12 protein-coding genes are annotated in these 17,828 nt (G+C 36.5%); 6 read left to right on the top strand and 6 right to left on the bottom strand.

Annotated elements, in window-relative coordinates:
• The gene (gene iolE, locus CVP04_RS01000; protein WP_100295656.1) at positions 1-897 is read right to left on the bottom strand and encodes a myo-inosose-2 dehydratase; all 897 of its coding nucleotides are present in this window, start codon (positions 895-897) and stop codon (positions 1-3) included.
• 69 nt (positions 898-966) lie between these two features.
• Positions 967-2,907: a 3D-(3,5/4)-trihydroxycyclohexane-1,2-dione acylhydrolase (decyclizing) gene (iolD, locus tag CVP04_RS00995; RefSeq protein WP_100295655.1), complete on the bottom strand. Its 1,941-nt coding sequence runs from the start codon at positions 2,905-2,907 to the stop codon at positions 967-969.
• 323 nt (positions 2,908-3,230) lie between these two features.
• Between iolD and CVP04_RS00990 the strand changes: the two genes are divergently transcribed.
• From CVP04_RS00990 to CVP04_RS00965, 6 genes are read left to right on the top strand one after another with little or no spacing between them, the layout of a single operon-like run.
• Complete coding sequence (locus CVP04_RS00990) at positions 3,231-6,425, top strand: helicase-related protein (protein ID WP_207761600.1); 3,195 nt, start codon at positions 3,231-3,233, stop codon at positions 6,423-6,425.
• On the top strand, positions 6,422-8,263 hold the full coding sequence (gene drmB / locus CVP04_RS00985) for a DUF1998 domain-containing protein (protein ID WP_100295654.1): 1,842 nt from the start codon (positions 6,422-6,424) through the stop codon (positions 8,261-8,263). Before CVP04_RS00990 ends, drmB begins: the two co-directional genes overlap by 4 nt.
• A gap of 5 nt (positions 8,264-8,268) precedes the next feature.
• Positions 8,269-9,468, top strand: a complete 1,200-nt coding sequence (locus CVP04_RS00980) for a 3'-5' exonuclease (protein ID WP_100295653.1) — start codon at positions 8,269-8,271, stop codon at positions 9,466-9,468.
• Positions 9,452-10,972 carry a hypothetical protein gene (locus tag CVP04_RS00975; RefSeq protein WP_100295652.1) on the top strand — a complete coding sequence of 507 codons (1,521 nt, stop codon included), beginning with the start codon at positions 9,452-9,454 and terminating at the stop codon, positions 10,970-10,972. The genes CVP04_RS00980 and CVP04_RS00975 overlap by 17 nt, the downstream gene beginning before the upstream one ends.
• Positions 10,973-10,978: 6 nt before the next feature.
• A complete protein-coding gene (locus CVP04_RS00970; RefSeq protein ID WP_100295651.1) occupies positions 10,979-12,046 on the top strand; it encodes a nuclease-related domain-containing DEAD/DEAH box helicase in 1,068 nt (355 codons plus the stop codon).
• A gap of 59 nt (positions 12,047-12,105) precedes the next feature.
• Positions 12,106-12,531 (top strand): hypothetical protein, encoded by a 426-nt coding sequence (locus tag CVP04_RS00965; protein ID WP_100295650.1) that lies wholly within the window; start codon positions 12,106-12,108, stop codon positions 12,529-12,531.
• Between the two features lie 66 nt (positions 12,532-12,597).
• Here the strand turns inward: CVP04_RS00965 and CVP04_RS00960 are convergent, their stop codons facing one another.
• The 4 genes from CVP04_RS00960 to CVP04_RS00945 form a co-directional block, all read right to left on the bottom strand.
• A complete protein-coding gene (locus CVP04_RS00960; protein WP_100295649.1) occupies positions 12,598-13,554 on the bottom strand; it encodes an ABC transporter permease in 957 nt (318 codons plus the stop codon).
• 38 nt (positions 13,555-13,592) lie between these two features.
• The gene (locus CVP04_RS00955; RefSeq protein ID WP_100295648.1) at positions 13,593-15,110 is read right to left on the bottom strand and encodes a sugar ABC transporter ATP-binding protein; all 1,518 of its coding nucleotides are present in this window, start codon (positions 15,108-15,110) and stop codon (positions 13,593-13,595) included.
• A 173-nt stretch (positions 15,111-15,283) separates the two neighbouring features.
• The gene (locus tag CVP04_RS00950; RefSeq protein ID WP_100295719.1) at positions 15,284-16,219 is read right to left on the bottom strand and encodes a substrate-binding domain-containing protein; all 936 of its coding nucleotides are present in this window, start codon (positions 16,217-16,219) and stop codon (positions 15,284-15,286) included.
• Positions 16,220-16,612: 393 nt separating this feature from the next.
• Positions 16,613-17,749: a Gfo/Idh/MocA family protein gene (locus CVP04_RS00945; protein WP_100295647.1), complete on the bottom strand. Its 1,137-nt coding sequence runs from the start codon at positions 17,747-17,749 to the stop codon at positions 16,613-16,615.
• Between the last annotated feature and the right edge of the window lie 79 nt (positions 17,750-17,828).

The following is a 17,828-nucleotide window of genomic DNA, read 5'->3' as shown; positions in this document are numbered from 1 at the left end:
TTAAACTCCTGCTACTTCACGAATATATTTACGACCTTTGATTGCATATTCTAATGGGTTTGCAATCGCCGGATCCTGTTCTGCTTCTACAACCATCCAACCTTTGTAGTTGTGTTTGTCTAAGATTTCAAAAATTGGTTTGAAATCAATTACACCGTCGCCCGGTACGGTGAATGTGCCTTTTACCACACCTTCCAAGAAGCTTAAATCATTAGCTTTCACTTCCGCAACCACTTCATCACGCACGTCTTTTAAGTGAACGTGAACAACACGATCAATGTATTTTTCCAATACATCCAACATCACTTGTTGTGAACCTTCGGAATAGTACAAGTGACCTGAGTCGAATAATAAATACACGTCATCATTGGTGATTTCCATATATTTATCAATTTCCGCCGGAGTTTGGATACCGGTTCCCATATGGTGGTGAAGACAAACTTTCATACCTTTTTCAGCCGCTAACTTCGCTAATTCATTATAGCCTTCTGCCAGTAATTGCCATTCCGCTTCAGTGAAGACGGTTTTTTCTTTGAAAATTGCTTTTTCCTGACCTTGAATACTACGGCTTTGTTCAGAACAACCGATGACTTTTGCGCCCATCGCGTGCAAGAAATCACGGTGTTCAATAAAGCCTTTGATGGTTTCTTCTTTTTTACCATCTACAAAGAATGTGCTGAACCAAGCGTTACAAATTTGGATACCACGCAAATCTAATTTGCGTTTTAATACTTCTAAATCGCGCGGATATTTGCTGCCCACTTCACTTCCTGTGAAGCCGGCTAATGCCATTTCGCTCACACATTGTTCAAAGGTATTTTCTTTACCGATTTCAGGCAAATCATCGTTTGTCCAACCGATAGGTGCAATACCCAATTTTACGTTTTCAGCTTTCATATTGTCGTCCTTCTTAAAAAGAATGAATAAATTTGGATTTTGATTGATACGCTCTTTGAGCGTATCTAATTAATAACGTCTTGCTGCATCAATATGCTCCACCGCACTTATATAAGCTTCTTTGATTTCTACTTTGTTGGAAACTTCCGCCACACCAACGTGCCACCAGCTGTCATAGCCTTTTGCCATAGTTTTTGGTAAAACTTTCACATCAATGAGTGTAGAAACGCTTTGTTTTTTCGCATCAGCAAGGGCGGCACGCAATTCTTCTTCGTTAGTGACACGATAAGTTTTACAACCATAAGAAGCTGCATTCATCGCGAAATCTACCGGTACAAAACCGCCATCTAATTTATTGGTGTGTACATTTCTAAAACGGAATTCTGTAGCAAAACTATCCATACCGTGACCGATTTGCAGATTGTTGATACAACCATTGGTCATATTATCAAACAGTACAACGTTGATTTTTTTATTTTCTTGAATTGAAGTTACAAGTTCTGAATGCAACATCATATAAGAACCATCGCCTAATAAGGTATAGACCTCACGGTGCGGCTCAGCAATTTTTACTCCAAGAGCAGCATTAACTTCATAACCCATACAGGAATAGCCATATTCAAGATGATAAGTATTTTCCCCTTTAGATTGCCAAATGCGTTGTAAATCTCCCGGAAGACTACCCGCCGCTCCCACAATCACATCATTTTCACCCAAGGTTTCATTTAAGATGCCGAGTACGCGAGTTTGTGCAAGATTGGATTTGGTGAGTTCCATAAATTCTGCATAGACTTCGCCACGGTTTAAACGGTCATCAATTTCAGGCACAAAATCTTTGCCGGTGTAAGCTACGCTGCGGACACGAGCTAGTTCTTCCGCATAGGCTTGTTTTGCCTGCGCAACTTTCTCTCCCCATTGAGCTTGATAGCCTGTTGAGGCTAAAAGTGCGGTCAATTTTTCTAAAGTTTCTTTAGCATCCGCTGTGATTTGTACACCATCTAGTTTATAAGCGTCAAAACGAGCTACGTTGATATTTAAATATTTCACGTCAGGATTTTGGAAAATCCATTTTGATCCTGTGGTAAAGTCTGTATATCTTGTGCCGATACCAATAATTAAATCAGCTTCAGGTGCTAATAAATTTGCTGCTAATCCACCGGTTACGCCTACACCGCCTACATTCAAATAATGCTCAGAAACCACCGCACTTTTTCCGGCTTGGGTTTCTGCGAATGGAATCTTGTAAATTTCCGCAAAAGCTTTGAGTTGTTCCGCTGCTTCAGAATAACGCACCCCACCACCACAAATAATCAACGGTTTTTTCGCATTTTGAATTAACGTGACAGCATCACGCAACATCGGTTCGGTCGGTAACGGACGCTCAATACGATGAATACGTTTTTGTAAGAAATGTTCTGGGAAATCATAGGCTTCTACTTGGACATCTTGTGGCAGAGCAATAGTTACCGCCCCCGTTTCAGCCGGATCAGTCAGCACTCGCATTGCATTAATACAAGCAGTCATTAATTGTTCTGGGCGACTCACACGATCCCAATATTTGCTCACAGCACGAAATGCATCATTGGTGCTGATACTTAAATCATAAGATTGTTCAATTTGTTGTAATACGGGATCCGGTTGGCGAGTAGCAAATACATCGCCCGGTAATAATAACAGCGGAATGCGGTTTGCTGTCGCCGTTGCGGCCGCAGTAATCATATTCGCAGCCCCCGGTCCTACTGAAGATGTACAAGCATAAATTTGTTTACGTAATTTTTGTTTTGCAAATCCCATTGCGACGTGCGCCATACCTTGCTCATTGCGACCTTGACGAACAATTAATTCACCACTGTCTTGCTCCAAAGCTTGTCCCAGCCCTAACACATTTCCGTGACCAAAAATTCCGAAAATTCCTTCAACAAATTTTGTGACTTTACCGTCAAATTCCACATATTGATTATCAAGGAATCGTACTAACGCCTGTGCTACGGTTAATCTTACTGTTTTCATCTTCATCTCCTAAAAAGGCTCATTGAAATTTGTAACTATATAATCACAAATTTATTTCAAATAAAATAAAAATGAAAAATAAATTTCATTTTTGTGGGAGAGATCAAATTTTTCAACAAATCAATAGAAGATGTTTGAACTTACAAAAAACCAAGCGTTTCAAAAATAGCAATAGCATTAAAAATGATTGCTTAAAACGAATTTATAACAATCTGTAAACTGTAGTATTAGACTCGCTATTTTCTCTCCTGTATTGCTCCATTTTGTCAAATTTAAGCTATAATAAATCCATCGAAAACATTGAATGAAGATAGTAAAAGCTTATGGGCGACATTAATTATAATCAGGCAAGGTACGATTTTTTAACTTGGGTAAGAAAACAGATTATTGGTACAGAATGGTTACCTCATTCTGTTAAAAAACCTTATACAGAAAAAGAATTTTCAATTTCACCTTTTAGCCTTTTTGCGTCGGGTATTTTATTTCCGTTAGATTCCTCTCATAATGAATGTGAGAATGTTGATGAAGAAAGCGCGGATGATGAAAGAAAATATTCAGATATTGAAAATCGCTTTAAACTCCGCTTTACACCGTCCTCTTCTATCGGTTTTTCCTTTTTTATCCCAACGCTAGATTGGGAGATTGAACTCTGGTTTTCTGCAAGAATCTATTCTCAGCAAAATGGTAGAACACTCACTTTTGAGGAAAACTTTATTGGTGGTGATGAAGAAAGCTTTACCGCTCGTTCCGCCAAACGGAAGAAAATTTTTAACGGCAAAGCTACGATTGATATAAAAACCCGCCGCTATTTATCCGGTACCATTGTTACCGTATCCTTATTCAATACCCAAGATCTTCAACAATCTGATAGTGAAAATACAAACCAACAAGCAAAAGATTGGTTATACGAACGAACAATAAAATCTTTATTTGGCGTTCAACTACATTGTTTTGTGCGACAAGGTGACGTCGCCGATTATCCGACTGCAGAATACAGCACATTGAGTGAGGAAGAACAAGAGTTAGCTTTACAATATCGCCATAAAAAGGTTTATGCAATCGGACACGGTGTTTCGGCTAAATGGCAAAGTGAGAATGGTAAAGTAACGGCAATTTATGCGGATTTTATGCCTGTGGTTGAAGTACCGCAAGTCACTGCAGATACTGTTAATCAGTCTTCCGTACTTAATTTACATTTTCTTTCCCAATTTAAACAAAATAAATCTCAAACTATTCAGGCGTTATATCAATTTGTTGAAGACTATGCGAAATGGATTACGACACAAAAGTCCCAACTATCTGAATTAGGAGAAATGTCTGTTGCTGGGCAGCGTATTATACAACGTATGGAAATAGCGTTGTATAGAATGAAAAGTGGGATTCAATTACTTGCTAATAATGAAAATGCCGCAATCGCTTTTTCTCTGACTAATCAAGCGATGTTAAATCAAATGTTACAATCAGCAAAAAATAATAAAAAAAATACCGCACTTTCTCAATTTAACTGGCGTCCTTTCCAACTAGCATTTATCTTAACCACCCTTTCCTCATCCGTTAATCAAGAAGATGATTTTCGTGATATGTTTGATTTAATTTGGTTCCCGACCGGTGGCGGAAAAACGGAAGCCTATTTAGGGCTAGCCGCCTTCGTAATTTTATTCCGTCGATTGACTTATCCAAATTCAAGTGATGGAACAGCGGTTTTAATGCGTTATACTTTACGTTTGTTAACCGCCCAACAATTTCTCCGTGCCACTCGCTTAATTTGTGCATTAGAAATTTTACGTCAAGAAAATACCAGTTTACTTGGTGACAAACCAATTACTATTGGGCTTTGGGTAGGACAAGCGAGTACACCAAATCTATTCAGTGAAGCAAATGATATTGTTAGAGAGATTAAACAAGGCTCAACTCAAAAACAAAATGCCTTTGTGTTACAAGAATGTCCTTGGTGCAAAACACCTTTTTCAGACCAGAATTTTCGCGCTAAATATAATACCTTGACTAAAAAAGGAGAATTTCATTTTCATTGCTATTCTCCCCATTGCCACTTTGGACAATCTGAACAAGCATTACCTTGCCAAGTGGTTGATGAAGGATTGTATGAAACGCCTCCAACATTTTTAGTCGCAACCTTAGATAAATTTGCGCGCTTTCCTTGGGAGGAGCGAGCCACAAGTTTTTTAGGAAAAGGCACAAATCGCCCACCTGAGTTGATTATTCAAGATGAACTACACCTAATTGCCGGTGCACTCGGTTCGGTTTCTGGTGTCTATGAAGCGGCGCTTGATACCATTTTACGTATTAAAGGCATTTATCCAAAATATGTTGCTTCCACTGCCACAATTAGAATGGCAGATGAGCAAGTAAAAAAGTTATATGCAAGAGAAGTGAGCATTTTTCCATCGCAAGGCATTAATGCAGAAGATGCTTATTTTGCCAAAACAGTGCCGTTATCGAAGAAACCGGGACGTTGTTATATTGGTTATTTTGCGCCGCACTTAAGCCGACGCGATTCATTAGCGCCTTTAGCCACAGCATTATTAAGGGCACCTTCTGCGTTATTTAATCACTTAGAACAACGTGAAGAACTAATTGATGCTTGGTGGACACAAGTCATCTATCACGGCAGTTTAAAAGGTATCGGAGTATCCCATAATGCATTTAATGTAGATATATCAAAAACTTATCAACGCCTATATGAACAAGAGACCACCGGTGACAACGAAAAAGAAAATTATATCGAACCGATTGATCGCCAACATCCCAATATTAAGCAATTAACCAGCTTGTTGTCGGCAGCAGATAATACGGAAATATTTGCTAAACTGGAATTAAATTGGATGAAACCTAAGGAATGCATTGATGTGCTTTTAGCAACCAATATGATTTCTGTAGGGTTAGATGTCAGTCGCTTAGCATTAATGATAATTAACGGTCAGCCACTTACCACTGCAGAATACATCCAAGCAAGCAGCCGTGTTGGACGATCTACCGTGCCCGGTGTAGTCTTTGTTAATTATTATCGAGATCAAGCCCGAAGTTTGTCTCATTATGAAAATTTTCAGGCTTATCACGATGGTTTTTATCGCTTTGTCGAACCAACTAGCGTAACACCCTTTACTTATCAAGCAAGAAAGCGTGCCTTAGCGGCGGCATTGGTGATGGTAATGCGTCACAGTATTCCGAATCTATTAAATAATTCAGGCGCAGAACAATTTTCTTCCGTAGATGAAGATATAGCTAATGCATTAAGACAATTTGTACAACGTTGCGGCTTAGCCGATCCAGAACGAAAATCAGAAATTACTCAGCATATTCAAAAACTCGCAAAAGAATGGGATGCATTGATTCAAAATTGTCAAAATAGCTGTATTTATCAAAAGCTCGTCTATCATCATTCAGAACAAGGGCAAAAAAACCTGTTAACTACTTTAGAAAGTCCGGAAAAAGGATATTGGGCAATTTTGAATTCTATGCGTAATGTAGAACATTCCGGAGAGATTGACTTACTATGACAGAAAAGCTAAAAAATAAAGATTACAATGTATCTATCCGCTTATCTCATTTATTGAGTCACGCCTCAGTTGGTGCGGTAGTACGAGGACCAAATTGCTTATTTACAATTAAAGATATTCGTTATTGGGGAAAAGGCGATCTGATTCAATATGTGTCGCAAGTTAAAGCCGTATTGGGAATTGATAAACAATTATATACACCCACATATGACGATACAGTAAAGATCCCTGCTACTATTTTTCCTCGTTGGATGCTTTGTTCAAATAATCATTGTCGTAAACTACACTACGCTCCTTGGAGAAATAAAACAGAATGCCGGTTCAACGAGATACGTTGTTTATCTTGCGGAGGAGCTTTACAGCAAGTCAGCCTCATCCAAGCAACACCAGATGGCTATATGAATGACGTTAACTGGCACGAATTAGCCCATTGGAAAGCTCAATCTCCTGAACAAAAACAATGTGGTCTACGCTTGAATCAAGCTTATTTGACGTTAAAGCAGTCCGATAAATCCCGATTTGAGATAGGTTGTTCTATTTGCCACGCAAAAGCTGATTATTCGATCGCACAATTCAAGTCAAACAATAAAAATGGACTTGAATTTAGGACTAAGATCCAACCTTGGGCAAATGAAAATGCACCTAAAAATAACAATCAATTTCCGCAAGCTGAATTAATAGAAATAAATGATATTCGCTTACATTCACCTATTTCTAAACGAGCATTAGTGATTCCACCAGAATCAAGGATTAAACGAGATCCCATATTAGAATTACTTTCTAACAACGAGGCATTACTCAATAAAATCACCCAAGCCCGAACGCCAAAATTGCGCGAGCAGGTTATTCGCTTGGCTGCGAATAAACAATTTAATTGCCACCCAGAACAAATCGAACAAGCTCTTAAGCAATTAAATCAAGATAACCAGCTTGCTGATAATATAACGGAAGGGCAATTATTTGAAAAAGAATACCAAGCTTTTTTAACCCCAATCACAAATTTAGCCGAGGATGAAGATTTTGTTACTCAACATTTAACTCAGCAGTGGCAAGATAATGCAAAGACGTTATCCCCCAATTCTACGGCATATAAAGCTAGCCGCTTAGTTAGTCAGGTTGTTGCTGCACAACGTTTGAGAGAAATTTGGATATTAACCGGTTTCCAGCGTCCATTAAATGAAGAGGCCGCTATTATTCCAGTAGATTTAGATCACTCCTGTGATTGGTTGCCTGCATTAGAACTATATGGGGAAGGAATTTTCCTTCAAATAAATCCGGAAGTATTGCAACGTTGGGAAAAGAATCAAGCAATTATTGACCGCACTTTAAAATGCAAACAACGTTTTGAAAAAGCAGAATTAAATACGAATGGGTTTGATAATCCAGCGCTAATAGTTACACCAAGATTTATGCTGTTACACGCCTTAGCGCACAAACTTATTAAATCTCTCGAGAAAAAATCCGGTTATTCCGCTGCTTCATTAAGAGAGCGGATTTATTGTTCCACCTTGCCCGAGAATCCTATGTCTGGCATTTTAATTTATACCACCGTGGTAGATATTGCCGGTACATTAGGTGGTTTAGCTGAACTGGCGCAACCAAAATACTTATTGGGATTATTAACGGATGCTTTAGAAAGTGCGGATTGGTGTTCATTAGACCCAATTTGCGCTGAAAATGAAGGTCAGGGACCACATCGTCTTAATCGTGCAGCATGTCATTCTTGTGAATTATTACCAGAAACTAGCTGCGGTTATGGCAATATATTATTAGACCGAATTTTTATTTGCGGCAATGGCCAATTTCCCTCTATTTTATCTTTTATTGATAAGGAATAATTACAATGTCAGTATCTGAAATACAACGTTCTTATGAATTACCGACAAGATTGAATCGAGATCAATTAGAAGCCAGAGATGTAGATCTTGAAGGCTGTTATTTAATAAAAGGTGGTCCGGGAACCGGAAAATCTATTCTTGCCCTATTGCGAGCGATCAAATTGGACAGAGAAGGAATTGACTACTTATTTTTGGCTTATAATCGAACCTTAATCCAAAGTAGCCTCCAACTAAGTAATTCTCTCTTGAGTTCGCCACTCAAATGTGCCCAATGGCAATCTTGGTTCTGGAATTTTTATAAAAATACATTAAATGAACCCATTCAAATACAATCAGGCGGAAAAAGTTTTGACTGGGATTGGAATCATATCGAAAAACAGATCGAAGAGAATTTTGCTAAATTCGAACAACAACCTAAGCCCTATTTAATTATTGATGAAGGGCAAGATATGCCGCCTGAATTTTATTACACATTATTGTCCATAGGATTCGAAAATATTTATGTTGTTGCCGATCAAAATCAACAACTACAAGCAACAAAAAATAGTTCATTAATTGATATCTGCGATAATTTAGCTATTGATGAAGATAATATTTATGAGCTCAAAAAGAATTATCGCAATCAATATGACGTCGCTCGAATTGCGCAAGAATTTTACATTGATAAGGCTACAGCAAAGCCCGACTTACCAGAAAAGAAAGAGAGTTTTGAACGTTCAGGCTATTGGAATTATGATAATTTTGATCGTGTAATACAGTGGATTTTAAACTTAGCAACTAATGATCGTTCCAAATTAATCGGCGTAATTTGTCCAAATAATAAAATTCGACAAAAATACTATAACCACTTAACCAGCGTTAATTTAGAACGGCAACTCGATATTAGAGTGATAACTTATGAAAGTAATCAAAGTAAAGAAAAAGATCAAGAAATTCGCTTTGATTTAGGCGGCATAATGGTGATTAATGATAAATCCTGTAAGGGATTAGAATTTGATTATGTATTTGTTGCCGATATTGATCAAATACCATTAAGCCTAGAAAATGAAACGGATGTTATTCAAAAACAAAAGCTACTCTATGTTGTTACTACCAGAGCTAAAAACAGAATTATATTCTTAAGACAGGCCAATGTAGAAAGCAATATTGAAAATATTTTACCAAATACTGAAATTTTGGAGAGAAAATATGAACAATCAAAATGATTTATTTGATAACCTACAAATAAAAGATCTCAACCCAAATAAAAATCAAATCAAAAATTGGTATTTCATTACCAATCATTATAACTTTGGCTATATGCTAGCGGCAGGCTTTATTCAAAATCTAAAAATGTACGGTATTGATCCACATTTTGACTTAACAGAAATATTCGATGGTAATATTGTTTTATATCCAGATAATCTATCACTAGAAAAAATTGAGAACTATATTGAAGAGGAGAATCAGAAAAGAAATGGAAAGAGAAAAAGAAAATATACTACTTGCTTTTTGATGTTGAATATTAATGAAATTAACACAAAAGCAAAAGCCTTTAAAAATGGTGAATGGATTGATTTTTCTTTACCAGCAAAAGATTTTTCAGGTGTAGAATGTTTGTTATTCTCAAAAGCACTACCTATTTCTCTTATTAAAGAAATTAAAGTGTTGAATAAGAAACAAGATGATAAAGCATTACAAGATAATGCCTTAGATTTCGCTAATATTCCACTAAACTATTTTGAAACAAAAAAAATTGCTAATACTACATATCGACAAAAAACAGAAACAGATTTAGAAAAATTACAACAAAATCTACCGCACTTTGATACGGAACACAGCGAAAAATTCAAATTAATTTCTCTTAGCCGTATCGGTAGCCTTTTAGCTGTATTATATCAATTAGGTAATCAATATGATTTTGCTAATAAGTTGCTAGACACACTAGACGCCGATAACCCAGCAAAATTTTCACTTTATCAGTGTTTTCATCATAATGAACAAAAATCCGATCCCTCAGTACATTTATTGAATGAAGTGCTACATTCATTAATTTTTAATGAATATACAGATGCTAAAGCCGAGATCTTAACTTGTTTGCAGAATTTAGTACTTCAAGAAAATGTTCAACATTTTAAAGATGGGTTATTAAAAACGATTGAAAGCCAAGAACTTTCTTTTGAACAACGTTTGGAAAAATATCCAAATGCTTTAAGTGCTTCCCTTGTTATTTTCTTTGCCAAAGATAATTTAAAAGGGATTTTAAGTGAAGCGGCAAAACATAATTTAAAACCAGAAACAATTATTTATGCAGCGATATTTTTTGCTGCAAGCCAGCCATTTTTTGAATTAGATAGAAACTATAAACCAAGAATATTTACATTAAAATTAACTGAGTATTTAAGTGCTTTGAATATAAGCAATAATTTTATTAAGTTACCAAAAACCTTACTTTCTTTATTATCAAAAGAATGGACAACAGCTCAGGAAAAGTATTTATTATCCATTGTTAAACAATATAATCATAGTAATATTTCACTTGACACCATTGTTAATTTAAATAAATTACTAAAAGATGGAGAGATAAAAGATGGCAGACTTCATCTAAAAAATATCAATATTGAACAATGTATTGAAGAAAAATTTGATAGACAAATCTTCTTACAAGAACTCAAGAATATTGTTATCGATGAAAAACTAGAAATGGAAATTCGCAAAAAATTTGAGTAACTCAATATGAAAATGATTCCTAATATTCCTTATTCTACAAATAGCCAAGCGGAAAAAAGAATATTTGAACAGTTACGCCCGTTATTTAATGAACAGGATTATTATGCCTTTCATTCTCTAAATTTAACTCTGCATAATTATAAACGGGCTGGTGAAATTGATTTTTTGATTTTATGTCCCTTGGGTTTATATGTTTTAGAAATTAAAGGTGGGCGTATCCAGTGTCAGGAGGGAAAATGGTTTTTTACTAACCGTTGGGGTGAATATAATAGTAAACCGGAAAGTCCTTTTAAACAAGCTGAAACTGCGCTTTACGGTATTATGGGAAAATTATGCACTCAATTTTCACCAGATTTTATGCGAAATATTGCTATTGGCTATGGTGTGATTTTGCCTGATTGTCAATTAAATGTCAGCGGAGCAGAATGGGATCGTGCACAACTTTGTGATAACGGGCAATATCGTCATCTGGAAATTTGGTTAAAACATTTATTTAGCTATTACCGACAACGTAATCAACAAAATAAATATCTTAATTCTGAGCAAATAAGAAAAATAGCAGCTTATTTACGTCCAAATTTCGAAAGTGTCATACCATTATGTTACCGTAATGAGCAAGCATTAGATGAAATTCATTCTCTCACAGAAGATCAAATACGTATTATTGATGCAGTTGAAAATAATCAACGAATTTTATGCGAAGGCGGAGCAGGAACCGGTAAGACTTTTTTAGCGATAGAATTAGCTAAAATTTGGGCAACTCAAGGATTGCAAGTTGGTGTTATTTGCCATTCAAGTTGGCTAAAAAATTATCTACAACATCATAACAGGATAAAAAATGTGTATTATTCTACCGCACTTGGCTTGAAACAAAGTTTAAATCGAGCTGGACTGAACCATTTTGATGCCTTAATTATTGATGAAGCACAAGATTTATTACGCTTTGAATATTTAGAGAAATTACATTCCTCTGTAAATCAAGGCCTAGAACAAGGGAAATGGGCTTGTTTTTTAGATATCAATAATCAAAGCGGTTTTTCAACCAATTTGAACCTGAAGCTTATGACTATTTAAAATCACTCGCTCCGACAAGTTTAGTATTAAAACATAATTGCCGTAATACAGAAATTATTTTGCATAAAATAAAAAAAGAAACTAATGCAGATATGGGAGTAAAAGGTGCAGGTGCGGGAATTGATATTATTGAAATTAAAAATGTGCAATTACTTCTCTTGGAAAATGTTTTGCAAAATCAAATTACTCAATTTCAACAAGAAGGTATAAATGACTATCAAATCACCATTCTGACTGATGAACAGTTAGCTTGGGATATTAAAGCTTATTTGCCTCATTCAGTACAAGCTCTTGATGATTTTTCAATTCAATCTTTCCCTATATCTTATATTTCTTTTGCTACAGCAACTAATTTTAAAGGATTAGAAAATGATGTGATTATTTTTATTCATAAAGGAAAAAACTTACTGAGTAACAAAAATCTTTCTTATGTTGCAATGAGCCGAGCTAAATCTATTTTAGTTATAATTTATTTGGTTGAATGATCTAGACAGCTAACAAAGCGATATTTGTCAGCTGTCAGAACACAACGATCAAATAACCACAACCAACTAAGCCGCTTTTTTACGACGTTTTAAGGTATCAATTAATACAGCTACAACAATAATCAAACCTTTAATAATTTGTTGCCAGTATGGGTCAACCCCCAACATATTTAAGCCTTTATTGGTTGTACCAATAATCAATGCGCCGATAACACACATTGGAATCGTACCAATACCACCGCTTAATGATACGCCACCAATAACCGCTGCGGCGATTGCATCTAACTCCCAAGCTAAACCATAAGATGGATTACCTGCGTAGGTACGAGCAGCAAGTAATGCACCGACAAGACCGGATAATGCACCAGCGAATACATATACCCAAATTAAGGTTTTGGTTGTGTTGATACCACAAATTTTAGCTGCATTTAGGTTACCACCCACGGCATAAACGTGACGGCCGAAAGTAGAACGACTTAACAAGATATGTGAACCGATAACGATAAGAATATAAACAAGTACCAAACCCGGTAAACCAAAGAAATCTACATCAGAAATCCAAGTAAAGGCTTCGGAAGAAGCATCAATCGGACGACCAGAAGAATAAAGCTGCGCACCACCACGAGCAATAATCATCATTCCTAGCGTCGCAATAAAAGGCGGAATCGCGCCATAAGCTGTTAAACCACCATTTACAGCGCCCATTAATGCACCTAGAGCAATAGAAATTGCAAAGGCTAATAAAGCTGAACTAGCTGCATCTCCACCTGTTACAATAGAAGCAGCAACAACCGATGTCATTGCTACCATTGAACCGGATGATAAATCAATACCGGTTGTAATAATCGCAAAAGTAACACCAATAGCAATAATCCCGAACATAGAAACCTGTTCAATGATACTCCACACAGTACGAGCGGAAAAGAATCCATCAATGGACACAGATAATGCTAAAAATAATGCAATTAAAATAAAGACCATTCCATAAGCATTTAATATTTTTTTGAGAGTTGCACTAGACATAATTAATACCTCAATTTGTTATTCTAAGAGAAATCTTGTTATGCTTGACCTAGACCAGATGCAAGCTCAAGTACACGTTCTTGACTTAATTCATTTTGTGGAATAATGCCGGCGATATGACCTTCGTGCATTACCATCACTCGATCACTCATTGACAAAAGTTCTAGCATATCTGATGTAATCATAATGATAGTTTTACCTTGTTTGGCTAACTCCACCATTAATTTATACAGTTCGGCTTTCGCCCCCACGTCAATACCTTTAGTCGGCTCATCCAAAATCAAAATATCAGGTTCGAGCAATAACCAGCGCGCTAATAACACTTTCTGCTGATTGCCGCCAGAAAGATTATTCGTAATGACTTCTACATTAGGCGCTTTAATTTTAAGTTTATCTTTTTGGTCGTTTGCTGATTTTTGCGCTTTTGTTACCGATACCAAGAAATTCTCAAGATAAGGCGACATTTTCGGCATAATCATATTGTCGGTAATACTTAAATTTAAGAACAAACCTGTTAATTTACGGTCTTCTGTTACAAAACCGATTTTATATTTCATTGCATCTAACGGATTTTTAATATTAGCCTTTTCACCGTGAATATAGATTTCACCACTATCTGCCGGTTTATAACCAAACAACCCTTCGACAATTTCAGAACGACCTGCACCTACAAGTCCAGCGATTCCGAAAATTTCTCCTTTGCGAACAGAAAAGCTGACATTTTCATATTTTCCGGCACGGGTGAAATTTTTGATTTCAAGCACGGTTTCGCCAGAAATTTCAATGCGTTCACGTTGGAACATTTCCGACATATCACGCCCAACCATCATAGAAATCAATTCATCTTTGGTAACTTCGGAAGCTAATTTGGTACCTACATATTGACCATCACGAATAACAGTAATTTCATCTGAAACGCGGAAAACTTCATCTAATTTATGCGAAATAAAAATAATAGCGATCCCACGTTGTTTAACGGTTTCGATAATTTTATAAAGCTGCTCTACTTCGATCTCTGTTAATGCTGTGGTCGGTTCATCCATAATAATCACTTTCGCATCATTAGAAACCGCCGTTGCAATCGCAACTAACTGCGCTTTTGCTACAGAAACATCGGACATTTTTGCTGTAACGTCCATTGGAATGCCTAATTCATTGAGAATTTCTGTAGCTTTGCGATCCATTTCTTTTTGGTTTAAAAAGAATTTACCGCTCGTTAATTCACGTCCAAGATAAAAGTTATCTGCGATAGTTAAGTTGCCTGCCGGCGAAATCTCTTGCGGCACCATTGTCAAACCTGTCCGAATTGCATCTATCGGTGCATTTGGCTTAAAAGGTTTATCATCTAAAATTAATTCACCACCGGCATCTGGAATATATATGCCATAAAGAATTTTCATTAAAGTAGATTTACCAGCACCGTTTTCTCCCATTAACGCGTGAATTGTGCCACGTTTAACTTTAAGATTGATGCCGTCTAATGCTTTAACCCCCGGAAAGGTTTTGGAAACATTACGCATTTCCAAAATATATGGGGAACGACTTATATCACTCATTTATAACTCCTTATCTTACAACGCAAAATCAGTTTATTTTCTTGTTGTTTCAATATTGGGTTTTATTGGAATAGCAGAAAGTGCGGTTAGTTTTTACGAATTTTCTACTATTGAGAAATCTATTATCAAAGGTTAAATAGTGGGCAATAAATACTATTGCCCACTCATAAGGACTATTTATATCTTGCTTTATATTCTTCTTTTTTATCCGGTGTCACTAATTCAAATGGTACCCATTTCACGCTAGGCACTTTCTCACCTTTTGCTGCTAAATAAGCCATTTCTGCCCCCGTATAACCTTGACCTTGAGCTGATTGGAATACGGTCGCATCAAGCCCCTTACCTAGATGTTCCAACGCGTCTGGAGTTGCATCAAGACCAACAATAATGATGTCTTCATCTTTGATACCCAATTTATTGGTTGCAAGCATCGCACCGATTGCCATTTCATCATTGTTACTCACAACAACGTTAATACCTTTATTTGCAGGCAACACGTTTTCAGCAATAGTTAAACCACGGTCACGCTCCCATTTACCTTCTTGTTCACTGGTTACTTTAATATTGGAATGTTGATCAAAGATTTCTTTGTTGCCTTGAGTACGTTTAGTTACCGCATCTTGACCTAAAGGACCAAGAAGAATGAGTGCTTCACCTTGTTTACCACCGAGAGCATTAATAATGTAATTGGCTTGAATACGACCACCTTCAATCTCATCTGAGCCCACAAAGCTTGTTACATACTGCATATGTTCATCGTTTGGTTTACGGTTAACTACGATCAAAGGAATGCCTGCTTTTTTCGCCATCACACCAATACGTTTCACTACAGTTGGATCGGTAGGAACAACTAATAACGCATCTACTTTTTGGTCAATGAAATTTTGCACGAGGTTTACTTGAACATTTGGATCGCTGTTTGAATCGGCTAATTTGATTTCAACATCATTATGTTTAGCGTCAAAATCACGCACTGCATCTTGGAGGTAAGTTTGCCATTTATCTGCAAATGAATTCATCGGCGCACCGATAACATAATTTTTTGCTGTTACAGCTTGGGAAGTTAATAAAATGCCACCACATAACATCGCTAATAGTGTTTTCTTCATCATAATGCTACTCCTAAAAAATTGAGTTAATCACTACACGGTGAAATACAACTATATTCCATTTTAAGAATATAAATTCCAAAATTAAACAATTTGAAACAAATTGTCTAAAAGTATATTTAACATTAAACTAAATATCGAGCAATGCTAAAGTTAAAATTTTGTGAACAAGATCGAGTTTTTAGGGCAAATATTTTAAAAAAATTAGAGGAGGATAACATTTTAGATTGGCATTAAAAGTGCGGTAAAAATGATTATATTTTTGAAAAAATGTAAGAAAAAATCCCGATGACTATTCAAGAATAAATCATCCCGAAAGCAACAAAATAACAATAAAAATCATAGTATTAAAAAGGCGGACACATCGTCCGCCTCTAGGAATTATTTACTAATTTACACAACTTCCTGCACATTTACCCAGCGTTTTTCTTGACAAGATTGGGCAATAGCGTCTAGCACTCTGGATACCTTGAACCCTTCTTCAAAATCCGGATACATATCACGATTATTTGCCAAGCCATTGACTAAATCACGCACTTCTACGGTTTTTTGATCGTTAAACCCAATACCGTGTCCGGCACTTACACAGAAATTTTTATAATCTGGATGAAGCGGTCCAGTCAAAATCGTTTTGAATCCCTGACGAGACGGATCTTCATCGTGAATATAAAGTTTGAGCTCCGCCATACGTTCTTGAGTATAAGTAATCGTACCTTTTGTACCGGTAATCACATAACTCAAGCCCATTTTACGCCCACACGCAATACGAGAAGTTTCAATCGTTCCCATACAGCCATTGGCAAAACGCACCATCGCAGTGGCTTGGTCTTCATTTTCCACCGGCACTCGCTCACTTAAATTTTGTGGATTTGGACGATCTTTGATAACAGTCTCCATATCCCCGATAACTTTTTCAATATCGCTGCCAACTAAATATTGCGACATTTGTACGATATGCGCGGCTAAATCTCCTAACGCCCCTAAACCTGCTTTTTCACGAATACAGTGCCAATCTCTCGGTGTATTTTCAGAAGCAAGGTAGTCTTCATTGTGCGTACCATAGAAATGGATCACATCACCGATTTCGCCACGTTGGATAATTTCACGAGCAAGTTGTGTGGTTGGATTTTTAATGTAATTAAAACCTACGAGGGTCTTAACACCAGCTTTTTCTGCTGCTTCATACATAATTTTCGCATCTGTCGCCGTCAAAGCTAACGGTTTCTCTGAATAAACGTGTTTTCCGTTAGCAATGGCAGCTAAAGCAATTTCTTTGTGTAAAAAGTTCGGTGTACAAATATCAACTACATCCACATTAGGATCTGAAACTACATCTTGCCAGTTACCTGTTGAACGATTGAAACCGAATTCTTTGGCTTTTTGTGCGGCTAATTCTGGCGTAATTTCTGCTAAATATTCTAAAACTAATTCTGCCTCTAATGGGAAAACAGTGGGTGCTTGTGCATAAGCAATAGCGTGACAACGACCAATATAACCTGTTCCGATTAAACCTACTCTAACTTGTTTCATATTGTTACTCTCTTTCATAATAGTTTGATTTATCAAGAAATATGATCAAAATAAACTCAATAAAAAAAGACCGCACTTT

This window comes from Caviibacterium pharyngocola (genome assembly GCF_002795405.1).
Lineage (GTDB): Bacteria > Pseudomonadota > Gammaproteobacteria > Enterobacterales > Pasteurellaceae > Caviibacterium > Caviibacterium pharyngocola.
Note: the sequence above shows the minus strand (reverse complement) of the source record. Positions and strands in the feature narration are given on the sequence as shown.

Coding starts and splice junctions, on each gene's coding strand:
- CVP04_RS00980 (WP_100295653.1), top strand. CDS start 8,269: ATGTCAGTATCTGAAATACAACGTTCTTATGAATTACCGACAAGATTG.
- CVP04_RS00955 (WP_100295648.1), bottom strand. CDS start 15,110: ATGAGTGATATAAGTCGTTCCCCATATATTTTGGAAATGCGTAATGTT.
- drmB (WP_100295654.1), top strand. CDS start 6,422: ATGACAGAAAAGCTAAAAAATAAAGATTACAATGTATCTATCCGCTTA.
- iolD (WP_100295655.1), bottom strand. CDS start 2,907: ATGAAAACAGTAAGATTAACCGTAGCACAGGCGTTAGTACGATTCCTT.
- iolE (WP_100295656.1), bottom strand. CDS start 897: ATGAAAGCTGAAAACGTAAAATTGGGTATTGCACCTATCGGTTGGACA.
- CVP04_RS00960 (WP_100295649.1), bottom strand. CDS start 13,554: ATGTCTAGTGCAACTCTCAAAAAAATATTAAATGCTTATGGAATGGTC.
- CVP04_RS00950 (WP_100295719.1), bottom strand. CDS start 16,219: ATGAAGAAAACACTATTAGCGATGTTATGTGGTGGCATTTTATTAACT.
- CVP04_RS00990 (WP_207761600.1), top strand. CDS start 3,231: ATGGGCGACATTAATTATAATCAGGCAAGGTACGATTTTTTAACTTGG.
- CVP04_RS00975 (WP_100295652.1), top strand. CDS start 9,452: ATGAACAATCAAAATGATTTATTTGATAACCTACAAATAAAAGATCTC.
- CVP04_RS00970 (WP_100295651.1), top strand. CDS start 10,979: ATGAAAATGATTCCTAATATTCCTTATTCTACAAATAGCCAAGCGGAA.
- CVP04_RS00945 (WP_100295647.1), bottom strand. CDS start 17,749: ATGAAACAAGTTAGAGTAGGTTTAATCGGAACAGGTTATATTGGTCGT.